This window comes from Microbacterium sp. NPDC086615, from assembly GCF_040686055.1.
GTDB lineage: Bacteria > Actinomycetota > Actinomycetes > Actinomycetales > Microbacteriaceae > Microbacterium.
On record NZ_JBFBJJ010000005.1, the window covers coordinates 1 to 22,025 of the forward strand.

Annotated in this window: 21 protein-coding genes and 1 pseudogene; 7 read left to right on the plus strand and 15 right to left on the minus strand. The window is 69.2% G+C overall.

Going from position 1 to position 22,025, the window contains the following annotated elements; genetic code table 11:
* The first annotated feature begins 248 nt into the window (after nucleotides 1-248).
* The 3 genes from AB0O24_RS06695 to AB0O24_RS06705 all read left to right on the plus strand — a co-directional run bounded on the left by AB0O24_RS06695 (nucleotide 249) and on the right by AB0O24_RS06705 (nucleotide 2,998).
* Nucleotides 249-530 (plus strand): LuxR C-terminal-related transcriptional regulator, encoded by a 282-nt coding sequence (locus tag AB0O24_RS06695; RefSeq protein ID WP_307383585.1) that lies wholly within the window; start codon nucleotides 249-251, stop codon nucleotides 528-530.
* 330 nt (nucleotides 531-860) lie between these two features.
* Nucleotides 861-1,625 carry an ABC transporter ATP-binding protein gene (locus AB0O24_RS06700; protein WP_363373526.1) on the plus strand — a complete coding sequence of 255 codons (765 nt, stop codon included), beginning with the start codon at nucleotides 861-863 and terminating at the stop codon, nucleotides 1,623-1,625.
* Nucleotides 1,625-2,998 (plus strand): FtsX-like permease family protein, encoded by a 1,374-nt coding sequence (locus tag AB0O24_RS06705; protein ID WP_275801303.1) that lies wholly within the window; start codon nucleotides 1,625-1,627, stop codon nucleotides 2,996-2,998. Before AB0O24_RS06700 ends, AB0O24_RS06705 begins: the two co-directional genes overlap by 1 nt.
* Nucleotides 2,999-3,107: 109 nt before the next feature.
* Here AB0O24_RS06705 and AB0O24_RS06710 read toward each other — a convergent pair.
* Nucleotides 3,108-3,554: pseudogene (locus AB0O24_RS06710) on the minus strand (AAA family ATPase); the annotation flags it as partial.
* A 48-nt stretch (nucleotides 3,555-3,602) separates the two neighbouring features.
* Here AB0O24_RS06710 and AB0O24_RS06715 point away from each other — a divergent pair.
* A protein-coding gene (locus tag AB0O24_RS06715; RefSeq protein ID WP_363373528.1) for an IS3 family transposase occupies nucleotides 3,603-4,840 on the plus strand; the annotation gives its coding sequence in 2 pieces (ribosomal slippage) (nucleotides 3,603-3,888 and nucleotides 3,888-4,840; 1,239 coding nt in all).
* A gap of 659 nt (nucleotides 4,841-5,499) precedes the next feature.
* On the opposite strand, the gene AB0O24_RS06720 is transcribed toward AB0O24_RS06715, so the two are convergent.
* The 3 genes from AB0O24_RS06720 to AB0O24_RS06730 all read right to left on the minus strand — a co-directional run bounded on the left by AB0O24_RS06720 (nucleotide 5,500) and on the right by AB0O24_RS06730 (nucleotide 7,076).
* On the minus strand, nucleotides 5,500-5,898 hold the full coding sequence (locus tag AB0O24_RS06720) for an antitoxin HicB (protein ID WP_307383596.1): 399 nt from the start codon (nucleotides 5,896-5,898) through the stop codon (nucleotides 5,500-5,502).
* Entirely contained in the window at nucleotides 5,895-6,101 is a 207-nt protein-coding gene (locus AB0O24_RS06725) for a type II toxin-antitoxin system HicA family toxin (protein WP_058595305.1), read from the minus strand. The genes AB0O24_RS06720 and AB0O24_RS06725 overlap by 4 nt, the downstream gene beginning before the upstream one ends.
* Before the next feature lie 231 nt (nucleotides 6,102-6,332).
* Nucleotides 6,333-7,076: a DUF429 domain-containing protein gene (locus AB0O24_RS06730; protein WP_275799162.1), complete on the minus strand. Its 744-nt coding sequence runs from the start codon at nucleotides 7,074-7,076 to the stop codon at nucleotides 6,333-6,335.
* Nucleotides 7,077-7,158: 82 nt separating this feature from the next.
* Between AB0O24_RS06730 and AB0O24_RS06735 the strand changes: the two genes are divergently transcribed.
* Complete coding sequence (locus tag AB0O24_RS06735) at nucleotides 7,159-8,040, plus strand: AraC family transcriptional regulator (protein WP_275799165.1); 882 nt, start codon at nucleotides 7,159-7,161, stop codon at nucleotides 8,038-8,040.
* Nucleotides 8,041-8,096: 56 nt separating this feature from the next.
* Here AB0O24_RS06735 and AB0O24_RS06740 read toward each other — a convergent pair whose 3' ends face one another.
* Nucleotides 8,097-9,281, minus strand: coding sequence for an MFS transporter (locus AB0O24_RS06740; protein ID WP_363373534.1), 1,185 nt, complete (start codon nucleotides 9,279-9,281; stop codon nucleotides 8,097-8,099).
* A gap of 129 nt (nucleotides 9,282-9,410) precedes the next feature.
* On the opposite strand from AB0O24_RS06740, the gene AB0O24_RS06745 reads away from it, so the two are divergent.
* Nucleotides 9,411-9,782 (plus strand): hypothetical protein, encoded by a 372-nt coding sequence (locus tag AB0O24_RS06745; RefSeq protein ID WP_153003261.1) that lies wholly within the window; start codon nucleotides 9,411-9,413, stop codon nucleotides 9,780-9,782.
* Nucleotides 9,783-9,803: 21 nt separating this feature from the next.
* On the opposite strand, the gene AB0O24_RS06750 is transcribed toward AB0O24_RS06745, so the two are convergent.
* The 4 genes from AB0O24_RS06750 to AB0O24_RS06765 all read right to left on the minus strand — a co-directional run bounded on the left by AB0O24_RS06750 (nucleotide 9,804) and on the right by AB0O24_RS06765 (nucleotide 13,329).
* Nucleotides 9,804-10,304, minus strand: a complete 501-nt coding sequence (locus tag AB0O24_RS06750; protein WP_363373536.1) for a hypothetical protein — start codon at nucleotides 10,302-10,304, stop codon at nucleotides 9,804-9,806.
* Nucleotides 10,305-10,388: 84 nt separating this feature from the next.
* Entirely contained in the window at nucleotides 10,389-11,240 is an 852-nt protein-coding gene (locus tag AB0O24_RS06755; RefSeq protein WP_307383608.1) for an ATP-binding cassette domain-containing protein, read from the minus strand.
* The gene (locus tag AB0O24_RS06760) at nucleotides 11,237-12,280 is read right to left on the minus strand and encodes an ABC transporter permease (protein ID WP_275801031.1); all 1,044 of its coding nucleotides are present in this window, start codon (nucleotides 12,278-12,280) and stop codon (nucleotides 11,237-11,239) included. Before AB0O24_RS06760 ends, AB0O24_RS06755 begins: the two co-directional genes overlap by 4 nt.
* Nucleotides 12,281-12,339: 59 nt before the next feature.
* Nucleotides 12,340-13,329, minus strand: a complete 990-nt coding sequence (locus AB0O24_RS06765; RefSeq protein ID WP_307383611.1) for a sugar ABC transporter substrate-binding protein — start codon at nucleotides 13,327-13,329, stop codon at nucleotides 12,340-12,342.
* 147 nt (nucleotides 13,330-13,476) lie between these two features.
* On the opposite strand from AB0O24_RS06765, the gene AB0O24_RS06770 reads away from it, so the two are divergent.
* Nucleotides 13,477-14,661 carry a Gfo/Idh/MocA family oxidoreductase gene (locus tag AB0O24_RS06770; RefSeq protein ID WP_363373541.1) on the plus strand — a complete coding sequence of 395 codons (1,185 nt, stop codon included), beginning with the start codon at nucleotides 13,477-13,479 and terminating at the stop codon, nucleotides 14,659-14,661.
* An 88-nt stretch (nucleotides 14,662-14,749) separates the two neighbouring features.
* Here the strand turns inward: AB0O24_RS06770 and AB0O24_RS06775 are convergent, their stop codons facing one another.
* From AB0O24_RS06775 to AB0O24_RS06800, 6 genes are all read right to left on the minus strand, one after another.
* Nucleotides 14,750-15,574 carry a TIM barrel protein gene (locus tag AB0O24_RS06775; protein WP_363373543.1) on the minus strand — a complete coding sequence of 275 codons (825 nt, stop codon included), beginning with the start codon at nucleotides 15,572-15,574 and terminating at the stop codon, nucleotides 14,750-14,752.
* Nucleotides 15,574-16,584: an inositol 2-dehydrogenase gene (iolG, locus tag AB0O24_RS06780; protein WP_275800930.1), complete on the minus strand. Its 1,011-nt coding sequence runs from the start codon at nucleotides 16,582-16,584 to the stop codon at nucleotides 15,574-15,576. The genes AB0O24_RS06775 and iolG overlap by 1 nt, the downstream gene beginning before the upstream one ends.
* 44 nt (nucleotides 16,585-16,628) lie before the next feature.
* Nucleotides 16,629-17,546: a sugar phosphate isomerase/epimerase gene (locus tag AB0O24_RS06785; RefSeq protein ID WP_307383618.1), complete on the minus strand. Its 918-nt coding sequence runs from the start codon at nucleotides 17,544-17,546 to the stop codon at nucleotides 16,629-16,631.
* Nucleotides 17,543-19,459, minus strand: coding sequence for a 3D-(3,5/4)-trihydroxycyclohexane-1,2-dione acylhydrolase (decyclizing) (iolD, locus tag AB0O24_RS06790; RefSeq protein WP_307383620.1), 1,917 nt, complete (start codon nucleotides 19,457-19,459; stop codon nucleotides 17,543-17,545). The genes AB0O24_RS06785 and iolD overlap by 4 nt, the downstream gene beginning before the upstream one ends.
* A 17-nt stretch (nucleotides 19,460-19,476) precedes the next feature.
* Nucleotides 19,477-20,379 carry a 5-deoxy-glucuronate isomerase gene (gene iolB / locus AB0O24_RS06795; protein ID WP_307383622.1) on the minus strand — a complete coding sequence of 301 codons (903 nt, stop codon included), beginning with the start codon at nucleotides 20,377-20,379 and terminating at the stop codon, nucleotides 19,477-19,479.
* A gap of 75 nt (nucleotides 20,380-20,454) precedes the next feature.
* A complete protein-coding gene (locus tag AB0O24_RS06800) occupies nucleotides 20,455-22,014 on the minus strand; it encodes a CoA-acylating methylmalonate-semialdehyde dehydrogenase (protein WP_275800937.1) in 1,560 nt (519 codons plus the stop codon).
* Nucleotides 22,015-22,025: the final 11 nt, after the last annotated feature.

Genomic DNA, 22,025 nt, shown 5'->3' on the forward strand with positions numbered 1-22,025 from the left:
GCCGGCGTCGATCTTCGCGAACAAGTCATCCAGCATCCCGGACTCGATCAGACGCTGAGCACCCTCAGCCTGGGCCTTACGCCGCTCTTCACGCGCCGCCTTGTCGATAGCCAACAGTGTGTTTCCTTTCGTAAGGAGACCCACCCCTTACACACACCATTTGACACGCTCTGCACGCCCCGACCACCCTGCGCGATCTCCTAACGGCGAGGGAAGAAGCCCTCCCCAAATCTGTACAGGGGACGTGCGTGGTCACACCCCGCATCACCAGGAAAATGCTGGAAAGTGACGCCTGGAGGCAGACCCAGAACCTCACGCAGAGTGTCGACACACTCGAAACCCTCACACCCAGAGAGCGCGAAGTAGCCCACGCAATCTCTGAGGGCCTCACCAACCGCGAACTTGCTGAACGCTTCCAGCTGTCCGAGGCCACCATCAAGACCTACGTCAGTCGCATCCTTTCCAAGCTCCAGGCCCGCGACCGAGTAGAGATAGTTCTCCGTGTCCAGCGAGCCTCGCGGTGGAGATGAGGCTGGCCGATGGATCCCCCGCACAGCGGGATGCTAGTTCCCGCGCAGTGGGGTGACACCAGGGGCGCCCACAACGTAGCCCGAACTAGTGCGATTCACGCGCGAGCCCTCGCTGTGAAGTGACTCACCAACGACATTTATCGCCGCGAATACTGCGCCATAAAACGCCGCGTTTCACAGGGTCGGCGTCGACGTCGGCTGAGCCGCCCCGGAAACGATCAGTTTCGAGCGATTCCGGAAACCTACAAAGAGGACGCCGCCAGGACGGCCGTGGGTCGGGAGCGGTAGATTGGCCGGGTCCGGCGCGACGCGCCTACTCGGGAGGGTGCAATGGCTCTGATTCCACTCAACGACGGAGAGGCGCAGGGTCCTGCCGTTCTTGAAGCTCGCGATGTGCGTAAGGGGTTTCAGGTGCGTCGGGGAGAGACGCGCGACGTTCTACGTGGTGTGACGCTGCGCGTCGGGGCCGGGGAGCGGGTGGCGGTCGTAGGTCCGTCCGGTTCCGGGAAATCCTCTTTGCTGTACTGCCTCGCTGGCCTCGATCCGGTGTCCTCTGGGTCGGTGGCGCTGTTCGGTCGCGATGTCGCGTCGATGAGCGGGGCTCATCTGGCGCGGGAGTATCGGGAACGAGTGGGCTTTGTGTTTCAGCAGTACAACCTGGTGTCGACGCTTTCTGGGTTTGAGAATGCCGTTCTGCCGATGCGGCTGAGCCGACGACGTGTCGCCGCTGACGTCGTACGGAGCGTCCTGGATCGGTTGGGGGTTGGCGATCGCGGGCGAGCCCTTCCGGGCACTATGTCGGGGGGCGAGCAGCAGCGCTTCGCCATCGCCCGTGCGTTGATCGCGCACCCACAGCTCGTTTTCGCTGATGAGCCAACCGGTGCTCTCGATAGCGAGAACGCGGATGCCGTCGTGGAGCACCTTGAGTCGTTGAGCTCGTCGGGAGCGGCGCTGGTCTACGTCACGCATGACCCTTCCCTCGCGGCTCGCGCCGACCGGGTGCTGGTCATGCGAGACGGCGTGCTCGCCGCCGAGCTGCGCGGAGCCGATGGCGCAGCCGTGCTTCGCGCCATGTCTGCCCCGCGAGCAGCCTGATGCTTCGCCTGATTCTCAGTGCCACCGTGAGGAACCCGCGCGTCAGCGTCGGCCCAGCGGTGTTGTTTCTCACCGCCGGTGCCCTCGCCGCGCTCGCCCTCACGGTCGTGTTCTCTGTCGCAGGGCCAGCGGGACAACTCGCTTTGCGCGATGCCCCCGAAGGGACCGGCGCTGTCGTCGCTCAGGTCGCGTTGTTCATGATGATCCTCGGCATTGGCGTCCCGATGATCTTCGTCACGTCCTCGGTTGCCGGTACATCTGTCGAACTCGACAGGAAACTCATCGCAACCTGGCGTCTCGCTGGGGCCGCGCCGGTACACGTTCGCCTTATCGTGCTGTGCCGGCTTCTCCTCGTCGCTGTCGTCTCATCTGCCGTCGGAGCCGCCGTGTCTCCGCTCCTCGCGCAGCCATCTCTCGATTTTCTCCTCCACGTCACGACGATCAGCGTTCCAATCGCCGCTGATGTGTCTATCGCGCCCATCGCCCTGGCCGTCGCCGTGGTTTCGACTCTCGCTATCCTCGGCGGACTCGCTCCTGCGGGTCGGGCTTCACGTATCCCTCCGCTGGAAGTGCTTCGCGCCGCTCAGGGACGGCCAGGACGCAGGATCGGCCGTTGGATATTGGGAGTAGTCGCCGCCCTGGCGACGGTAGGGATCGCGACATCTACAGCAGGCCAGCCCGATCCCGGTCCCGCTTCCACGACGGGACTGATCGCAGCTTTCGCAGCGGCCGCGGCAATCAGCATCCTCTCTCCGCTCGTTCTCGGACCGCTTCTCGGCCTGTGGACACGGGTCGTTCCGCCGAGCGCGTGGCCTGCGTGGTGGCTCGCGCGAATCAGAGCGACGCAGCGCCTGTCCGCTACCTCGTCGACTGTCGCGCCTCTGGCGATGGTGCTTGTGATCATGGGTGTGTACTTCAGCCTGTCCCGCACGTGGGAGATAGCCACCGGTCAAGCAGAACAAGCGGCCGTCAACGCCCAGCAGGGCCTTGTACTCTTCGCTCCCGGGGCGGTCATCGCCCTCGTTGGTGCAGCGACCGTCCTCTTTTCCGTGGTCGGCTACTCGCAGCGCGAGCAGCGCCAGTTGCGCTCCGTTGGAGCGAGCCCAGCGAACCTCGTCTTGGCGAGCCTCATCGAACCGCTCATGTATGTCGGAACAGCTCTTCTCGTCTCAGTCCCGGTCGTGTTCGGCATCACCGTCAGCTTCACGGCGGCGCTGAATCACGTTGGCCTGGTTGCGGCTCCGACCCTCCACGTCGAAGCGCTCCTAGGCGCTGCCGTTGCCGGCTACATCGTGACCGCCCTCGCCACCGCCCCCAGCACCGCCGCTGGAATTGCTCGCGTCCGACCCGCGCGCGCCGCTACCGCTCACTGAACGACCGTCCCGAAACTCTGTACCGAAACCACTTGTGCCGTTGGCGGGTTTCGATACGTGTGGATTTGCATCCAATCTGGCGGTGTTCTGCGCGCGTCAGTGGCGGGTCTTATCCGGTAACGAGGACACTGGCGGCGGCTTCGATGACATCGTCGGTGATGGTTTCGAGCTGGTTGATTCGTAGGACGCGTTGTATTTGGGGGAAGAGGCGTTCGAGGAGTCGGAAGTTGCCGCGTGTGATGCGTTCGATCGCGGCGATTGCTTGTGCGTCGGTGAAGTCATCAGCGTCGAGAGTTTTGCCGAGGCGTTTCCAGTGGCGGTCGAGGACAAAGAGGAGTTCGTCGCGGCCGAGGGCGCGGTAGCGGTGGGAGAAGCCGAGGCGGCTGTAGAGCTGGGGGTAGTGGCGGAAGCGCTGGTCGATACCGGGCATACCAATGAGGACGACTGCGATGTGGGTGCGGTCGTGGTGGTCACGGATCAACTCAAGGCCAGTGGGTGTCAGGCGTTCGGCCTCATCGATGATGATCAGCTCGGTCCATCGCATGACGTTGGTGGTTGAATCGGCCTGACTTTCGTTCCGTTCTTCAAGCAAGGATGGAAGACGATGAACAGGAAGTATTCGCCGGAGATGCGTGAGCGGGCGCTCAGGATGCTCGCGGAGACGCGGCCCTCGCACCCGACGATGATGAGCGCCGCGCGGCATGTCGCAGGCCTGCTGGGGATGAGCCCGGAGACGCTGCGACTGTGGCAGCGCCAAGCGGAAGTCGACGCGGGCGCCAAACCCGGGCTGACAACGGAAGCGGCGGCGGAGATCAAGCGGCTGCAGAAGGAGAACGCCGAGCTTCGTAAGGCGAATGAGATTCTCAAGGCTGCGAGTGTGTTTTTCGCGAAGGAGCTCGACCGCCCCTGACCGAGATGATCCGGTTCATCAACGAACACCGGGATCGTTACGGGGTCGAGCTCATCTGCCGGGTCCTGAAACCCGCAGTCCAGGGGTTCCTCACCTCCCGCGGCTACCGCGCCGCCCTCGCCCGAACGCCGTCAGCGCGGCGGTTGCGTGACGAGCTGCTCGTGCCGGAGGTCGCGCGGTTGCATGCGGAGAACTACGGCGTCTACGGGCGACGGAAGATGCATGCGTTGATGCGCCGGCAGGGGTGGGACATCGGCCGCGACCAGACCGAACGTCTTATGCGCTTGGCTGGCGTCCGCGGCGTGAGGAAGTCGAAACGCGTGTTCACCACCCGCTCGGACAGGACGACGGCGCTCCCTGCCGATCTCGTGAACCGCAGGTTCACCGCTCCCGCGCCCAGGCGGCTCTGGGTCTGCGACGTCACCTACGTCGCGACGTGGTCCGGGTTCGCGTATGTCGCGTTCGTCACGGACGTGTACTCGAGACGCATAGTCGGCTGGAACGTCGCATCGACGTTGCGGTCAGAGGTCCTGCCTATGCCGGCGCTCGACATGGCCGCGTGGGGCGCGGGCGGCAGGCTCGACGGGCTGATCCATCACGCGGACCACGGGTCGAACTCCACCGCCATGGTCTACACCGACCGGATCGTCGAACTCGGCGCCGTCTCCTCGACGGGCACCGTCGGCGACTCGTTCGACAACGCGATGGCCGAGGCAGTGAACAACCTCTACAAGACTGAACTCATCCGTCAGCGCGGCCCCTGGCGAACCGTCGAGCAGGTTGAGCTCGCGACTCTGGAGTGGGTCTGGTGGTGGAACAACCAGCGGCTCCACGGCGAGCTTGATATGCGCACCCCCGCCGAGGTCGAGAACGCGTACTACGCTGACCTCGAATCAGCCAATCCGGCCCCTGCCGGACAAGGCTCCCGATAGGAACGAAAGTCAGGCCGATTCAGAGACCCGTTCTAAGCGGGTCGGGCTTCCTCCATCGGCTGATGTCCTCCATCAGCTCGTTGGAACGCCTACGCGCGAGTTCGACCCGGGGCTTAGCTTTCTCCGAAAGCCACTCCATGCGATCCGCTACGACGTCCTCGGTTTCCCCCATGGTCGAACGGTACCGGTGACTGTTTGTCCGCGGCAGAGCTAACGATGCCGTCGTTCAAAACCGATCGTTTGTGGTGGAGTTGCCCGCCAGTCGATCCAACATGTGAGCAGAAGTAATACCCCTCCGAGGCTGCACAGCAGCGGAGGCCTGATATCCCGACTGCGCAGCAGCCGGGCTACCTCGCGTAGCGGGGTTGCGATGAGATCCCCTGGCTGGCGGGAACCGGCCTCCTACATCATCAGCGGAGAGGCTCCAAGCCGGCGGAACCGGCACCTTCCTCCCCGGAGGTGGTCTGCGCTCGCGCCGTCATCTCCCGTCCTACCCGTGGGTCGGGGCAAGGTGTCCGCTGATTCGATCGCACCTTGCGGATAAGTCCGCCCACCAGAAGCCCTGTCTGACCTGTCCTTCCTGACCGGGTCCCGAGCCCTCGTCATAGGCGTCCGCGGTACCCGGTCGTCGCGCATGCCCCCATCCTCCGCTCCAGAGGTCAGGACGCGACAGCTGCGTCGGTCTTGTCTCTGGCGAGCTGGCTGATGCGGGCGGGACTGACGCCGAGCAGCACAGCGGCGTCGGAGACCGTGACGCCGTGCGCGCGAAGTTCGCGCACGACCGTGCGTGCCTGGCGCGCTGCAGCGACCTGACGCTCCTGCGCCGCCGCTGTGGCCTCCCGCGCCTCCCTGACGCGAACCGAAACGCCGGTCCCGAGATCGGGGATGAGGTTCACGCGCACATCGCTGTGGTCGACGTCGGGGGCGAGGGTGTCGAGGTAGTCGCGGACCTGCTGCTCTGCACGGTCGAGAGTGCGCACCTGAGTCACAGGATCGCCGTCGATTGCGAGTTCCCATCCGCCGTCCCAGCGGGTGGCCGTGACATCGATCATCGTCATCGGTCCTGTCCCTTCACTTCCTCGATGGCCGCCAGCGCCTTCCGCGTCAATCCTGGCGACACCTCTCGCGTCTGCGTGATGATGACGGGGCGCGACAGCCCCGGTGCCGACCACTTCTCGTGATCGCCCTTCCCCTGCTCCGAGTCGAATCCGGCATCCCGAAGCAACCTGACCAGGTCGCGGTACTTCATCGGCTTGACCATGATCGCACTGTAGGGCCCCTTAATACATAGCTGAAGGGGGAGTAAATTCTGCGCTGGCGCGGCTCACCTCGCACACGCTCTCAGCAGCCGCGCGCCACGCGGAACTCGCGCTGGCCCAGACGTGAGCACGGCAACCATGCGCTGCGCCGAATCCACCCGCGGCTTCATCTGTAGGGAACATGACCCGAATCCGCCCTGGGCGAGGAATTGCGCGGGAAATCTCGGGACGCGTCACGGTGACGCGAGCGCCTCCACTGCCCCCTCCGGCAGCACGACCCACCCCTCCCGCCGGACGATGTCGAGGACCTCGGATGCCGGGGGCTCGAACGCCCCGAGCGCACCGGCGCGCGTCGCCAGAGCGGCCACCACCGCGTCGAAGGCATCGACGTTCGCGACCGCGAGCGGGGCGAAGCCGCCGAGTTCGAGCCACGGAGCGCGCGCGGACAGTGTCTCGAGGAGAACGGCCCGGCGCTCGGCATCCACCCGGTATCCGGTCGTGTCGAAGCCCCACAGACGCAGCGAGCCGCCGGGGTACACCTCGAACAGGCGCCCCTCGGCTGCTCGGTCGACGGGGAAGCCCGCCTCGGCGAGCCGCCCGAGAAGCCCCGCGCACCGCAGCGCGGTGACACCGAGGCGATCGGTCGAGACGCTGAGCGGCCAGCGGCCGATGCGCTCGCGCACCACGTGATCGGTGTGGCGGTAGACGAGCGGGCGACGCCAGTCGGCTCCGCCGTCAACGAGCTCGTGGGCGGAGCCGGAGTGGTGTGCGCGCACGAAGTCGACGAACGCGTCGGGCCAGCCGAGCGGGCAGTCGACCCCGAGCCAGACCGCTTCGCCGGAGACGGATGCCACGATCGTGGCGTCATCGACCCCGGCCTCCAGCCGTGTGAGCCGGGCGCCGCCGTCGGTCCAGACGAGCTCGGCGAGGGCGGTGCCGGGCACGCCCGCGGCCAGGTCGACGCCGATCGTTCTCACCCGCGCAGCCTACGGCCCCACGCCACGGGCGGCTCGGCCGCCCGTGCGGAATACCGTCGACGACGCCGTGGTTTCCCGCGGTGTGACTTCGCACGCCGCCGCCCTCGATCGCGCGCTCGCGTCGCTCGAGATCCGCGCCGAACACGCGCGCCGCTCGACACTCGAGGCGGGCGAACGCCTGACGGTTCCGCCCGGCGAGGCGACGCTGCTCTTCGTGCGCGCGGGAGAGATCACCGGCGACATCGGCGAGAATCTCGGCTGCTCGATCGACGCCGGATCGGGTGAGGCAGCGACCCTGCGCGGCCGCCGCACGCTCCTCGCGGGCGACGCTCTCGTCTCGCTCGGCTGCCAGCACCTCGCGCTCGCGTCGCAGTCCGGGGCCGAGGTCACCGTCATCTCCGTGAGAGTGGCACGCACCCTCCTCTCCGGCGCGCTCCCCGGCGTCGTCTTCGTCAACGACTTCACGCGCGCCGAGCCGGCCGCAGCGGCACTCGCCGCCCACCTCGGCCAGTCCCCCCGCCCGGGCGACACGACCATCTGCCACATCATGGTGCGCACGGTGGTCCTCGCGGCGATCCGCGCGTGGGCCTTCGCCGATGCGAACGCCGCGTGGCCGCCGCGCTCGGAGGATCCGTTCCTGGATCGTGCCGCCGCAGCGATCGTCGCGGATCCCGGGCACACCTGGACCACCGACGAACTCGCCGGTCTCGCCGCGATGTCGCGCTCGGTGTTCGCCGAGCGGTTCCGCGAGGCCTTCGGCCGCTCCCCCGGAGGCTACGTCACCGATGCGCGCGTGCGCCGCGCCAAGGAGCTCCTCGAAGCCGGCGAGTCCGTGTCCGAGGTGTCGCGGACCCTGGGCTACGCCTCCGATGAGGGCTTCCGCCGCGCGTTCCGCCGCGTCACCGGCGTGGCCCCCTCGCGATGGCGCGCCGCCGCGAGGCCGGTCCCGATCGCGCACGGCTGAGCCGCGACGGCCGGGATCAAACCGCCACGGCTGTGCCGCGCGTCACGTGGGCACGCTCAGCGCGAGTGCGGCACCCGCAGCGACAACCCGAACAGCACGGCACCGACGACGAGGAGCGCCGCGCCCACGGCATCCGTGACGACGATGCCCACTCCGTCGACCAGCAGCCCGCCGATACCGGCGGCCGCGACGATCGCGAGCTGGAAGCCCGTGACCACGAGGCTGCCACCCGCCTCGAGTCGGTCCGGCATCCGGTGTCCGACCCAGGTGTTGACGATGATCAGCCACGACGCGAAGAGGAAGCCCCACGCGAACACCGCCGCGGCGACCGCCGCGAATCCGGGGAGCGAGAGCACCACGACGATCGACGCCGCGATCGCGAGCGGACCGACGACGGACAGGATGACGAACGCCCGGTCGACCACGATCCCGATGACGATGTTGCCGATGAGCCCGCCGGCTCCGAACAGCGTCAGGAGAAGGACCACCGTTGCGGCATCCACCTCGGGGAGGCGCTCCAGCGCGAGCCGCACGTAGGTGTAGGCGAGGAAGTGCCCGAGCACGATGAAGACGTGGCCGACGAGTCCGAGCGCGGCTCCGGGCCGGCGGCGCGTGTCGACGAGGAGTCGGATGCTGGATGCCGCGGCCGCCGGCACCGGGGGCAGGACGAGACGCACGGCCACCCCCACGACGGCGGAGGCGAACCCGACGACGAGGAACGCCAGACGCCAGTCGAGCGCTTCGCTCAGCAGGACGCCGAGGGGGACGCCCGCGACGGTGGCCAGCGACAGACCGGCCGAGGTGAACATGACGGCGCGACCGATGCGGTCGGGCTCCGACAGCGAGGCCGCGACCGTGATCGACATCGACCAGAAGGTCGAGATCGCCGCGCCGAGGAGGAAGCGCGCGACGAGGATCGTGACGAAGTGGGGGGCGACCGCCACGGCGATGCTCGAGACCGCGGCCGCGGCGGCCGCGATCACGAGCAGCGTGCGGCGGTCCAGACGCGGGAAGATCAGCCCGACGGTGGGAGCCATCAGCAGCCCGGCGAGCGCGGTGACCGTCACGGTCTGCCCGGCCTGGCCGGGGGTGATGCCGAGACCCGCGGCCATCTCGGTGAGCACACCGTTGGGGAGGAACTCGGCGGTGACGAGCAGGAAGCTCATCAGCATCAGGACGACGAGCCCGCCGTATCTCATGCGGGCGACGGGAGCGACGGGAACGGGGGCGGTCATGGTCATGGCTCGATGCTCGCAACGGAGCATTCCGCGCGCCCGACCGATCGTCCGGGGCACCCCACCGTTCGTCCGAGCACGATCGTCGGCGCGCAACCGGTCGCCCTCACCCGCCGGACCTGAGAAGATCACCCCATGGCAGACGACGACCTCCCCGACTCCTTCGAGCCGGGCCTTCGCGTGCCTCCGCGACCCCAGCCGCCCGCGCCGCCCGTTCCGAAGGGCGACCTCCGGGTGGCCTCGATCATCGCGATCGTCACCGGGAGCATCGTCATCGCCTGGCATATCTTCCTGGTCTCGGTCAGCGCGATCGCCGACTTCGATCAGTTCGTATGGGTACAGCTCGGCATCTGGGCGCTCGCCCTCGTGTCGTTGGTCACCGGCATCCTGAGTCTGAACGCCCGCATGGCGCGCGAACTGGCCGCGGCCGGGTTCATCGCGGGAGTCGCCGCGGCCCTGCTGTCGCTGGGCATCGGCTTCTTCAGCGGAGCGGACTTCCTTCCCTGACGCCTTTCCGGCCCGGACGCGTCAGCCGGCGCATTCCTCGCTGAGCTCGGTGAGTGCCCACGAGCTCGCGGTGCGCTCGAGGTGCACCGTTCCGCAGTCGCCGTTGGCGTACGTCACCTGCAACATCGCGTCGTCGGCGGTCTCGGACTCGACGTCGACGGTCACATCGGCGGGGAGCCCCGCCGCCGCATAGAGGGCCGAGCTCTGCCGGATGAGGGTGGCGCAATCGTCGATCTCCACGCCGGTCGCGGCTTTGTACTCGGCGATCATCCGCTGCTGGAGGGGCTCGGTCAGCGCACCGCACGCGGCGACGGTGTCGGCGGAACGCACCGCCGTCCACCAGGTCTGGAACGCCGCGACCGGGCCGTCGGCCGGCACCGGCGATGCGGTGGCGACGGGGCTGGCATCCGACGTCGCGGCCGTCGTCTCGGACGGCTCGTCGGATGCCGAAGACCCGGTGCACCCGGTCAGGGCGAGACCGGCGGCGAGCAGGGTGATGACCAGCGCGTGGGGGGATCGCATCCCTCCATTGTCGCCGAGGCGGGCGTCGGCGTCACCTCCGTGCGGTGTCCCCCGTCCGACGGAGGGGACACCGCACGGCCTCGCTCAGGGCTGAGGCGTCTTCGCGGCTTCCTGGGCGACCTCGCGCGTGAGCTCCGCATCGGGGCCGAGCGAGCGCTCGAGCTCATGGGCGAGGGAGTCGAGTTCGGCCCCGCCGGCCATGAGGCTCGTGAGCTCGGCGAGCGTGATGTCGGCCTTGAGGTGGTCGCCGATGCTCGTGCCGCGGTTCAGCAGCAGGAACCGGTCGCCCACGGGGTACGCGTGGTGCGGGTTGTGCGTGATGAACACGACGCCCAGACCCCGGTCGCGCGCCTTCGCGATGTACTTCAGCACGACGCCCGACTGCTTCACGCCGAGAGCCGCGGTGGGCTCGTCGAGGATCAGCACGCGCGCGCCGAAGTACACGGCACGGGCGATCGCGACGCACTGGCGCTCACCGCCGGAGAGCGTGCCGATGGGCTGGTCGACGTCGCGCAGGTCGATGCCCATGTTGGCGAGCTCGGTGTAGGTGACCTCCTTCATCCGCGCCACGTCGAGGCGGCGGAAGGGACCCCACCCGCGGGTCAGCTCCGATCCGAGGAAGAAGTTGCGCCACACGGGCATGAGGGGCACGACGGCGAGATCCTGGAAGACGGTGGCGATCCCGGCATCCAGGGCATCCCTCGGGGAGGAGAACGTGACGGGCGCGCCGTCCAGCAGCAGTTCGCCCTCGGAGGGGCTGTGGGCCCCGGCGAGCATCTTGATGAAGGTCGACTTGCCGGCGCCGTTGTCGCCGAGCACGCACGTGACCTGGCCCGCGGTGACCGTGGTCGAGACGCCGGAGAGGGCGTTGACCGGGCCGTAGCTCTTGCCGACGTTTCGGACTTCGACGATCGGGGTCTGTGTCGAGGTGGTCATTTCGTCCCTCCCGCGCGCAGACGCACGAAGTGGTTGAGCAGCACGGCCAGCAGCAGCATCGCCCCGAGGAAGGTGCGCAGCCAGTTGGTGTCCCACTGCGCGAAGGTGATGCCCTGGAAGACCATGCCGTAGATGAGCGCGCCGAGGGCGGCACCGATCGCCGAACCGAACCCACCGGTGAGCAGGCAGCCGCCGACGACGGCGCAGATGATGTAGATGAACTCCTGTCCGACACCGGTGTTGGCCTGCACCGTCGAGGTGCGGAACAGCGAGATCATGCCGACCAGCCACGCCGCACCGGCGGTGGTCATGAACAGCCCGATCTTCGTCTTGAGGATGGGGACGCCGACCTGGCGCGACGAGTTGAGCTGGCCGCCGACGGCGAAGATCCAGTTGCCGGCGCGGGTGCGCAGCAGCACCCAGGTGGCGACCGCGGTCACGAGGACCCACCACAGCACCGAGACGTAGAACGTGCCGTCGCCGATGCGGATCGAGGCGCCGAACAGGGGCTGGATGCTGTCGTAGAACGGCACCTTGGTCATGCCCTGGATCGCGACCTGACCGGTGATGAGCTTGGTCACGGCGAGGTCGGCGCCGGCGAGGACGAAGAACGTGCCGAGGGTCACGATGAAGCTCGGAAGGCCGGTCTTCATCACGACGAGTCCGTTGAGAGCGCCGATGGCCAGGGCGGCGGCGAGCGAGATCAGCACGGCGAGCCAGATGTTCAGGCCGTAGTGCGTGGTGAGGATGCCGACGATCAGCGCGGTGAAACCGGTCATGACACCGGCGGAGAGGTCGAACTCCCCGCCGATCATCAGCAGGGCGACGGCGACGGCCATGATGCCGAACGTCGAGCCCGACTCCAGCCACACGCCGGCACCGGCGAGGGTCATGAAGTTGGGGGTGTAGACCGAGAAGAAGAACATGACGGCCAGGGCCGCGACCAGTGCTCCGATCTCGGGGCGGGCGAGCAGGCGCCGCACGGGCTGCCGCTCGAGGCGGGGGCGTGTGGCGATTGTCACGATGTCGGTCGTCGTCATCGTCGAGTCCTTTCGGTGGTCCCCGGCCGGGCGCGGGCGCCCGGCCGGGGATGAGAGGGTCAGCGGGTGCCGTTGGCCGCGAACTTGGCGACCTCGGCGGCGTTGTCCTTCGTGACGAACGCGGGACCCGAGTAGACGGGCTGTCCGCCGCCGATCTCGTTGCCGTTCGTGCTCTTGAGGTAGAGCGCGGTGACGCCGAGGAAGCCCTGCACGTAGGGCTGCTGGTCGACGGCGAAGAGGATCTTGCCCGCCTCGATGTCGCTGACGACGTCCTCGGAGAGGTCGAAGGTGCCGATCTTGGCGGAGCTGCCCGACTCTTCGACCGCGCCGACGGCGTCGATGGCGTACTGGCCGCCGAGGGTGAGGACGGTGTCGATCGAGGGGTCGGCCTGGAGCTTGGCCTTGATGGTGGCCTTCACCTCGGCGTCGTTGGTGCCGTCGACCTGGAGGTTCTCCATCTGGCCCGAGAACGCCTGGGTGGCGGCGGCGCAGCGCTCCTCGAGTCCGACGTTTCCGGCCTCCTGGATGACGCAGAGGCCCTTCTTCAGGCCCTCCTTGCTGAGACGCTCACCCACGGCCTTGCCCGCGACGCTCTCGGTCTGGCCGATGTGCGTGAAGGCCCCGAACTCGGCGTAGCGGTCGATGCCGGAGTTGATGGTGACGACGGGGATGCCGGCGGCCACCGCCGCTTCGACGCTCGTCTTCAGACCGTCGGGGTTGGCCATCGAGACGACGATGCCGTTCACCCCCTGCGCGACGGCGTTGTCGATGAGCTGGGACTGCTTGGCGGGGTCGGGGTCGGCGTTGTAGGTGACGGTGACGCCGTAGTCGCCGCCGGCGGCTTCGGCGCCGGACTTCACGCGGTCCCAGAAGCTGTCGCCGGGGCCCGAGTGGGTGATGACGGCGTAGGTCAGGTCTTTCTTGGCGGTGGTGGTGGCAGCTCCGTCGCTGCCGTTGTTCACAGGTTCCTGCCCTGTCCCGGAGCAGGCGGTCAGTGCCAGCGCAACAGAGGCCGCCAGGGCGAGGGTGCCGATCAAGCGCTTCTTCATGGAGTTCCCTTTCGATGAGGACTTCGACATCGGGTGATGCTCATCGGTTGACGTCGCTGTCGGGTGTGAGCCTGGCACCGGCACTCGCAATTGTCAATACATTCTGTCAACATGTGATCACGCAACGACGCGAGCGAGAGGAAGACGATGAGCGAGTCCGGACACATCGGAGTGGGACTGATCTCGGCGGGGTGGATGGGGCGCCTGCATTCCCGCGCGTATCGCGCGGTGCCCACGCACTTCCCCGAGATCGGAGCGCACCCGCGCCTGGTCGTGGCCGCCGACCCCGACGAACGCGGCCGCGCGCACGCCCGTGACGTGCTCGGCTATGCCGCCGCGGTCAGCGACTACCGCGAGGTTCTCGCCGACCCCGCTGTCGACGTCGTGTCGATCTGCTCGCCCAACTTCCTCCACCACGAGATGGCCCTGGCCGCGGTCGCCGCCGGCAAGCCGTTCTGGATCGAGAAGCCCATGGGGCGCTCCCTCGCCGAGTCGCGCGAGATCGCCGAGGCGGCCGAGGCCGCCGGACTCGTGACCTCCGTCGGCTTCAACTACCGACACGCGCCGGCCGTGGCCCGCGCGCGCGAGCTCGTCCGCTCCGGGGCCCTCGGCACGATCACGAACGTGCGCGTGTCGTTCCTCGCCGACTACTCCGCCGACCCCCTGGGCGTCCTGACCTGGCGCTTCCTGCGCGAGAAGGCGGGCTCGGGCGTCATGGGCGACCTGCTCTCGCACGGCGTCGACCTCGCCCAGTTCGTCGTGGGCCGCATCGCCGCGGTCTCGGCGGCGAAGGAGACCTTCATCCGCCGCCGCCCCCTCCCCTCCGCGGGCGCGGTGAGCCATTTCGCATCGGGGAGCGCGGATGCCGAGACGGGCGAGGTCGAAAACGAGGACTACGCCGCCGTCATCGGGCGCTTCGACTCGGGAGCGGTGGGCGTGTTCGACGCGAGCCGCGTCGCCGTCGGCGCCCGCGCCGAGTACCGCCTCGAGGTGTACGGCACGCGCGGCTCGATCCGCTGGAACTTCGAGCGGCTGAACGAGCTCGAGCACGCCGACTCGGTGCACGGCTACCGGCGCATCATGGCCGAGCCCGGTTTCGGGGCGTTCGACCGCTTCCAACCGGGAGCGGGGACGTCGATGGGCTTCGACGACTTCAAGACCATCGAGGCGGCACTCTTCCTCGAGTCGGTCCGCACCGGTCGGCAGCTCGCGCCCTCGGCCGCCGACGGCTGGGCGGCGGCGGCCATCGTCGACGCAGCCGAGGAGAGCGTGGCAGACAGCCGATGGCATGACGTGCCCGAAGTCACCGCGACCACGACCTACGACGCGTGACACGGACGACGGCCCCGAGGGTGTCTCGGGGCCGTCGTCGTCGATGCGTGGCGGTGCAGCTGTGCGCGATCAGGCACCGTCGGTGCGGTCAGGCGGCGAACGCCGCGCGGAAGGCGTCCAGCGCCCGGTCCGGATCGGCGCTGGCCCACCCCTCCAGACCGATCACGCCGTCGTACCCGAGGCGGCGCAGTTCGGCCGCGATCGCTTCGTAGCGGATCTCGCCCGTCCCGGGCTCGCAGCGACCGGGCACGTCGGCGACCTGGATCTCCCCCACCCACGGCAGGCAGCGCCGCACGAGCTCGATCAGGTTCCCCTCGCCGATCTGCGCGTGGTATAGGTCGAGGTTCATCCGCATCGCCGGCGAGTCGACGGCGCGCACGAGCGCGAAGGTGTCCGCGGCGCGCGCGAACGGCGTGCCGGGGTGATCGACCTCGAGGTTGAGGTTCTCGAGCGTGAACACGCGGCCCGCGCGTTCGCCCATCTCGGCAAGACGGCCGAGCGTCTGCGTGGCCACCTCCCACTGCATCGGCAACATGTCGGCGCCCGGACGCACGGGCTGACCCGTGGCATCCAATCCCGTTCCGTGCAGGTTCAGCCGGGGCGCATCGATCACGTCGGCGGCGCGCAGCGACAGCTCGGCCGTGCGCAGCAGCTCGGCGATGCCGTCGTCGGTGACGAGGTCGCCGCGCAGGTACCCGGTCATCGACGAGAACACGGCGCCCGTCGCCGCGAGAGTGGGGAGGTCCTTCGTGCTCCAGTCCCAGATCTCGACCTCGAACCCGCGTTCGTGGATCCGCGCGACACGGTCCATGAACGGCAGGTCGACGAAGAGCATCTCCGCGGATGCCGCGAGGCGGTACCCCGCCGGCGATGCCGGAACCCCGACGGTGGCCGTCGGGCGCGGCCCGCCCATCAGCTCAGGTCGACCGCGACGACGACGCGCTCTTCGGCGGAGCGCTGCGCGGCGTCGGCGAGCAGCAGTGCCGCACGGCCGTCATCGAAGGTGGGGCTGGTCGACGCCCCGCCGCGGGCGAGCGCGATGAACTCGCGCAGCTCGGCGCGGTACGAGGGCGTGTAGCGCGTGACCATCGCCGACTCGAAGGGGCGGTGCGTGTCGACGCCCGAGGTGTTCGAGACCCGCACGAGGCTCGTGCCCTGGTTGCCGACGTCGAGCGTGCCCGTGCTGCCGAAGACCTCGATGCGCTGGTCGTAGCCGACCGTGCTGTGCCGGGAATTGATGATCGTGGCGACCGCGCCGCCCGCCGCCCGCAGGACCGTCACGGCCGTGTCGAAGTCGCCGTGCTCGCGGGCACCGGGGTCGAAAGTGGTGGAGCCGGTGGCCTGCACCTCGACGATGTCGCCGAGGAAGAAGCGGGCCATGTCGAAGTCGTGGATCGTCATGTCGCGGAAGATCCCGCCCGACACCGCGATGTACGACGCGGGGGGCGCAGCCGGGTCGCGGCTGATGATGGTCAGCTGCTCGAGCTCGCCGATCTCGCCCGCGGCGAGCCGCGCCCGCGCCTCGGCGAACGCCGGGTCGAAGCGCCGGTTGAAGCCCAGGGCCACGGGGACGCCCGACGCCGCGACGGTCGAGCGCAGCGCCTCGACGCGCGCGATGTCGAGGTCGATCGGCTTCTCGCACAGCACGGGCAGCCCCGCCTCGACGGAGCGCGCGATGAGGTCGACGTGCGTGGGCGTGGGCGAGGCGACGAGGATCGCGTCGACCCGGCCGGGCACGAACAGGTCGTCGGCGGTGTCGGTGGCCTCACCGCCGAACTGCGCGGCGATGCTGCGCGCGCCCTCGACGAAGGGGTCCGCCACCCACGCGAGGGTCGCGTCGGGGTCGGCGGCGATGCTGGCGGCGTGGACCTGGCCGATGCGGCCGGTACCGATGAGTCCGAAACGGAGGGGCGAAGAGGTCACGGAGGAGGTCCTGTCTGTGATGAGGAAAGCGGGGGACGGCCCGGTCACGCCCAGGGGCGCAGGGCCTCGCGGTTGAGGGTCTGGTCGCGGGTGCGATCGGCGCGGAAGGCGTCGATCGAGACGTCGGGGGCGTTGAGCACGTCCTGCTCCACGACGATCCACCCGTCGAAGCCGCGGCGGTCGACGGCATCCATCACCGCCGCCAGGTCGATGTCGCCCCGGCCGAACGCGACGAACGAGCCCGACGACCACACCTCGGCCATGCCCCCGCCCGCGGCGAGCACGCGACGGAGCTCGGCGAGGTCGACGTCCTTGAGGTGGAGGTGGTTGATGCGCCCGCCCCAGCGATCGACGGCGGCGACGGGGTCTCCCCCGGCGATGAAGAGGTGGCCGGTGTCGAGGGTGAGATCGACGTCGGTGCCGGCGAGGAACGCGTCGATCTCGACGGGCGACTCCACGAAGGTGCCCGCGTGATGGTGGAACGTCGGCTCGAACCCGGCGGCGCGCACGATGGTCGCCGCGCGTCCCACGTTCTCGTGCAGTCGGTGCGCGCGATCGGCATCGACGGGGTCGACCTCCGCCCCGCGGCCCGGGTTGCCCGCTCGCTCGGGAGATCCCGCGTCGGCGAGCGTGGGCAGCGGCAGGCGGTCGGGGCCGAGCTCGGCGGCATCCGCGAAGAGTCGGAGAGCCTCGTGCAGATCGGGAAGGGATGCCGTGAACGCCTCGTCGTCGGAGAAGGGCAGCTGCACCCATCCCCCGGCGAGCTGCAGGTCGAAGCGGGCCAGGCGCGCGCGCAGCTCGGCGCCCCGGCCGAGGAACCCCACCGGACCGAGATCGATGCCGCGGTATCCCGCGGCCTGCAGCGCCTCGCCCATCTCGTCGGCGCTCACCGTGGCCGCGCCCTCGGGCGTCAGCTCGAACACTCCGAAGCTCACGGGAGCCCCCGCGACGGTCGCCTTCATTCGTCGTCTCCGATCCGGTCGCCCAGCAGCGGTCGCTGCGCCGTGACCTGTCTGTCGTAGGTGTCGCGCGCGGCGCGCGTGCTGTCGATGCTCGACACGGCCGCGACCGGCACGTCCCACCACCCGTCGTTGTCGGGGGCGTAGATGTGCGGGTCGCTGTTGATGTGGATGAAGGTCGACCGCTCCGACGCCTTCGCCGTGGCGATCGCCTCCGAGAGCGCGGTGATCGCGTCGGCGCCCGGGTCGATCTCGATGACGTCCATGCCGTAGCTGCGGGCGTTCAGGGCGAGGTCGACGGGCAGCACCGTCTCGCCCTGGAAGTTGCGCTCGGCGTCGTCGTACACGCGGTACTTCGTGCCGAAGCGCTCGGAGCCGACCGTCTCGGAGAGGTGCCCGATCGAGGCGTAGCCGTGGTTCTGGATGAGGATGACGATGATCTTCAGCCCCTCGGCGACCGCGGTGAGCAGCTCGGTGTGGAGCATGAGATAGGAACCGTCGCCGACCATGACGATCACGTCGCGGTCGTCGCCGTCGGCGAGCAGCCCGCGCTTGACGCCCAGGCCCCCGGCGATCTCGTACCCCATGCACGAGAACGCGTACTCGACGTGGTACCCGAGCGCGTCGCGCACGCGCCACAGCTTGTGCAGGTCGCCCGGGAGCGAACCCGCGGCCTGCACGATCACGTCGCGCGGCGCGCTGGCGGCCTGCACCGCGCCGATGATCTCGGGCTGGCCGGGGAGAGTCAGCCCCGACGGGGCGAAGGCCTCGTCGACGACGGCATCCCATTCGCCCTTCTCGCGCGCGATGGTCCGGGCGTACGCCTCGTCGACCCGGTGTCCGGCGAGGGCGTCGGCCAGGGCGACCAGGGCCTCGCGGGCGTCGGCGATCACGGGCAGCTGGGAGCCGTGCTTGTACGCGTCGAACGCTGCGACGTTGACGTTGACGAACGACACGTCGGGGTTCTGGAAAGCGGTGCGCGAGGCGGTGGTGAAGTCGCTGTAGCGCGTACCGATGCCGATGACGAGGTCGGCCTCGGCCGCACGGCGGTTGGCGGCGAGGCTCCCGGTGGCCCCGACGCCGCCGAGGTACTGGGGGTGGTCCCAGGGCAGCGAGCCGCCGCCGGCCTGCGTGGTGCCGACGGGGATGCCGGTGGCCTCGACGAACGCGCGCAGGGCGTCTTCGGCGGTGGAGTAGATCACGCCGCCGCCGGCGACGATGAGTGGCTTCTTCGCGCGGCGGATCGCGGCGACGGCGCGCTCGAGCGGACCGCGCTCGGGCAGGGGCCGACGCACGTGCCACTCGCGGTCCTGCAGGAACTCCACGGGCACGTCGAGCGCCTCGGCCTGCACGTCCTCGGGGAGGGCGATCGTGACGGCCCCGGTCTCGGCGGGGTCGGTGAGCACCCGCATCGCCGCGAGGGCGATCGAGTACAGCTGCTCGGGCCGCTGCACGCGGTCGAAGAAGCGCGACAGCGGACGGAACGCGTCGTTGACCGTGAGCCCGATGTCCCACGGCTGCTCCAACTGCTGCAGCACGGGGTCGGCCACGCGCGTGGCGAAGGTGTCGCTGGGCAGCAGCAGGGCGGGCAGGCGGTTGGCCGTCGCCAGGGCCGCGCCCGTGAGCATGTTCGCCGCCCCCGGACCCACGGATGCCGCGGAGGCGTAGGTGCCGCGACGGCGGTGCACGCGCGCGTACCCGACCGCCTGGTGCACCATGGCCTGCTCGTTGCGCGCCTGGTAGTAGGGCATGAGGTCGGGCTCGTCGACGTTGAGCTGCTTGAGCGCCTGGCCCACGCCCGCGACGTTGCCGTGCCCGAAGATGCCGAAGACACCGGGGATCGTGCGTTCGCGGATGTCGCCGTCCACGGTCCACTGGTGGGCGAGGAACTCCACGAGCGCCTGGCTGACCGTCATCCGTCTCGTTGCACCCATCAGGAGGAGCCCTTCTCGTCGTCGGTGTACGGGAGCCGGTCGTCGAACGACTGCCCCGTCCAGGTGTCGCGCACCCAGGCGTGCGCGGGATCGTCGCTGATGAGCCACGCCCGTTCGGGGTCGGGACCCGCCATGACGTTCAGGTAGTAGAGGTCGTAGCCGGGGGCGGCGACGGCCGGACCGTGGTAGCCGTAGGGCACGAGGGCGATGTCGCCGGTGCGCACCATCGCGTTGATGTCGATCTCGCCCGCGGGCGAGGAGTAGGTGCTGAACATGCCGAACGCGCCGTCGGCGGCGGCATCCGCTCCGCGCACGGGGGCGGTCTCGAAGTAGTAGATCTCCTCGAGACGCGACTCGTGGCCGGGGTGCTGCTCGTCGTGCTTGTGCGGAGGGTACGACGACCAGTTCTCGGCGGGCGTGATGACCTCGCACACGATGAGCCGGGCGGCGTCGAGGGCGTCGGGGGTGCCGAAGTTGTGCACCTGACGGCTGGAGCGTCCGGCTCCGCGCAGCTCCACGGGGATGCTCGCTGCGGGGATGTGCACGGTGGGCTTGTCGACGTCGGTCGGCGACGATGCGATCGCCACGCGACCGACGCCCGAGAGGCGCGCGGTCTCGGCGACCGAGACGTAGAGCACGTCGGTCGGACCGGCGAACACCGACGCGCGTCCGGCGAGGCGCGTCTCGGTCGTGTGTCCGTCGCGCGTGTGCGCGACCGTGAACGACCCCGCGAGCGGGACGACGATGCTCTCGACCCCCGCGGGCAGATCGAGGGCGTCCGTCGCGGTCAGCTCCGCGATCCGGATGCCGGTGTGCGCCCACCCGGGCGTCTGCGCGTCGACGACGCTCTGCCACCCGGGCCGGGCGAGGTCGCCGCGGCGGTGGAACCACCGTTGGTTCATCGTGCTCGTGTCCTTATCAGGAAGGGGGCGGGAGGGATGCCACGTCATCCGGCGCGTGGCATCCCTGCCGGGGTGTCAGTCGTTCTGCGGGAAGCCGAGGTTGATGCCGCCGTGGGTGGCGGGGTCGAGCCAGCGGCTGGTGACGGCCTTCTCGCGGGTGAAGAAGTCGAAGCCGTGGACACCGTAGGCCTTGGCGTCGCCGAAGAGGCTCTTCTTCCAACCGCCGAAGGAGTGGTACGCCACGGGCACCGGGATCGGCACGTTGATGCCGATCATGCCCACCTGGACCTCGTTCTGGAACCGGCGCGCGGCTCCCCCGTCGTTGGTGAAGATGGCGGTGCCGTTGCCGAACTCGCCGCTGTTGATGAGGGCGAGGCCCTCGTCGTAGGTCTTCACGCGGACGACGGAGAGGACGGGGCCGAAGATCTCCTCGGTGTAGGCGCGGGAGGTCGTGGGCACCTCGTCGAGGAGGGTGGGGCCGAAGAAGAAGCCGTCCTCGTGTCCGTCGACGGTGTAGCCGCGGCCGTCGACGACGATGGTCGCGCCATCGGCCTCGGCGATGTCGACGTAGGACGACACCTTGTCGCGGTGCTGCGCGGAGATGAGCGGGCCCATGTCGGGCTCGGTGCCGCCGGTGATCGCGGCCGCACCGTTGCCGATGCGCAGCTTCGCGATGCGGTCGGTGATCTTGCCGATCAGAGCGTCGGCGACGGGTTCGACGGCGAGGACGACGCTGATGGCCATGCACCGTTCGCCGGCGGCGCCGTAGCCGGCGTTGACGGCGGAGTCGGCGACGAGGTCGAGGTCGGCGTCGGGGAGGACGAGCATGTGGTTCTTCGCCCCGCCCAGGGCCTGCACGCGCTTGCCGTTCTTCGACGCGGTCTCGTAGATGTACTGGGCGATGGGGGTCGAGCCGACGAAGCTGATCGACTGCACCGCGGGAGCGTTGAGCAGTCCGTCGACGGCGAGCTTGTCGCCCTGCAGCACCGTGAACGCGCCGTCGGGAAGGCCCGCTTCCTTCCAGAGGCGCGCCATCCACAGGGAGGCGGAGGGGTCCTTCTCGCTGGGCTTGACGATGACGGCGTTACCGGCGGCCAGGGCGATGGGGAAGAACCACATCGGCACCATCGCGGGGAAGTTGAACGGGGAGATGATCCCCACCACTCCGAGGGGCTGCTTCAGGGAGTACACGTCCACCCCGGTGGAGGCGTTCTCGGAGTACGCGCCCTTGATCAGGTGCGGGAATCCGGTGGCGAGTTCCACGACCTCCTGGCCGCGGAGGATCTCGCCCATCGCGTCGGAGACGACCTTGCCGTGCTCGGCGGTGATGATCTCGGCCAGCTCGCGCTTGCGGGAGTTCAACAGCTCACGGAAGGCGAACAGCACCGTCTGGCGCTTCGCGATCGAGAACCCGCTCCACACCTGGAACCCGCGCTCGGCGGAGGCGATCGCGGCCTCCACGTCGGCGTCATCGGCGAGGGCGACGTGCGCGCGCACGGCACCGGTGGCGGGGTTGTACACGGGGGCGGTGCGCCCGCTCGCCGAGGGCGCCTCGGCACCGTCGAACCAGTGCGCGATCGTCGGCGTCGAAGCGTCGTCCCGCGCGGATGCGTCGCTGATCTGTGTCGTGCTCATGGGAATCCTTC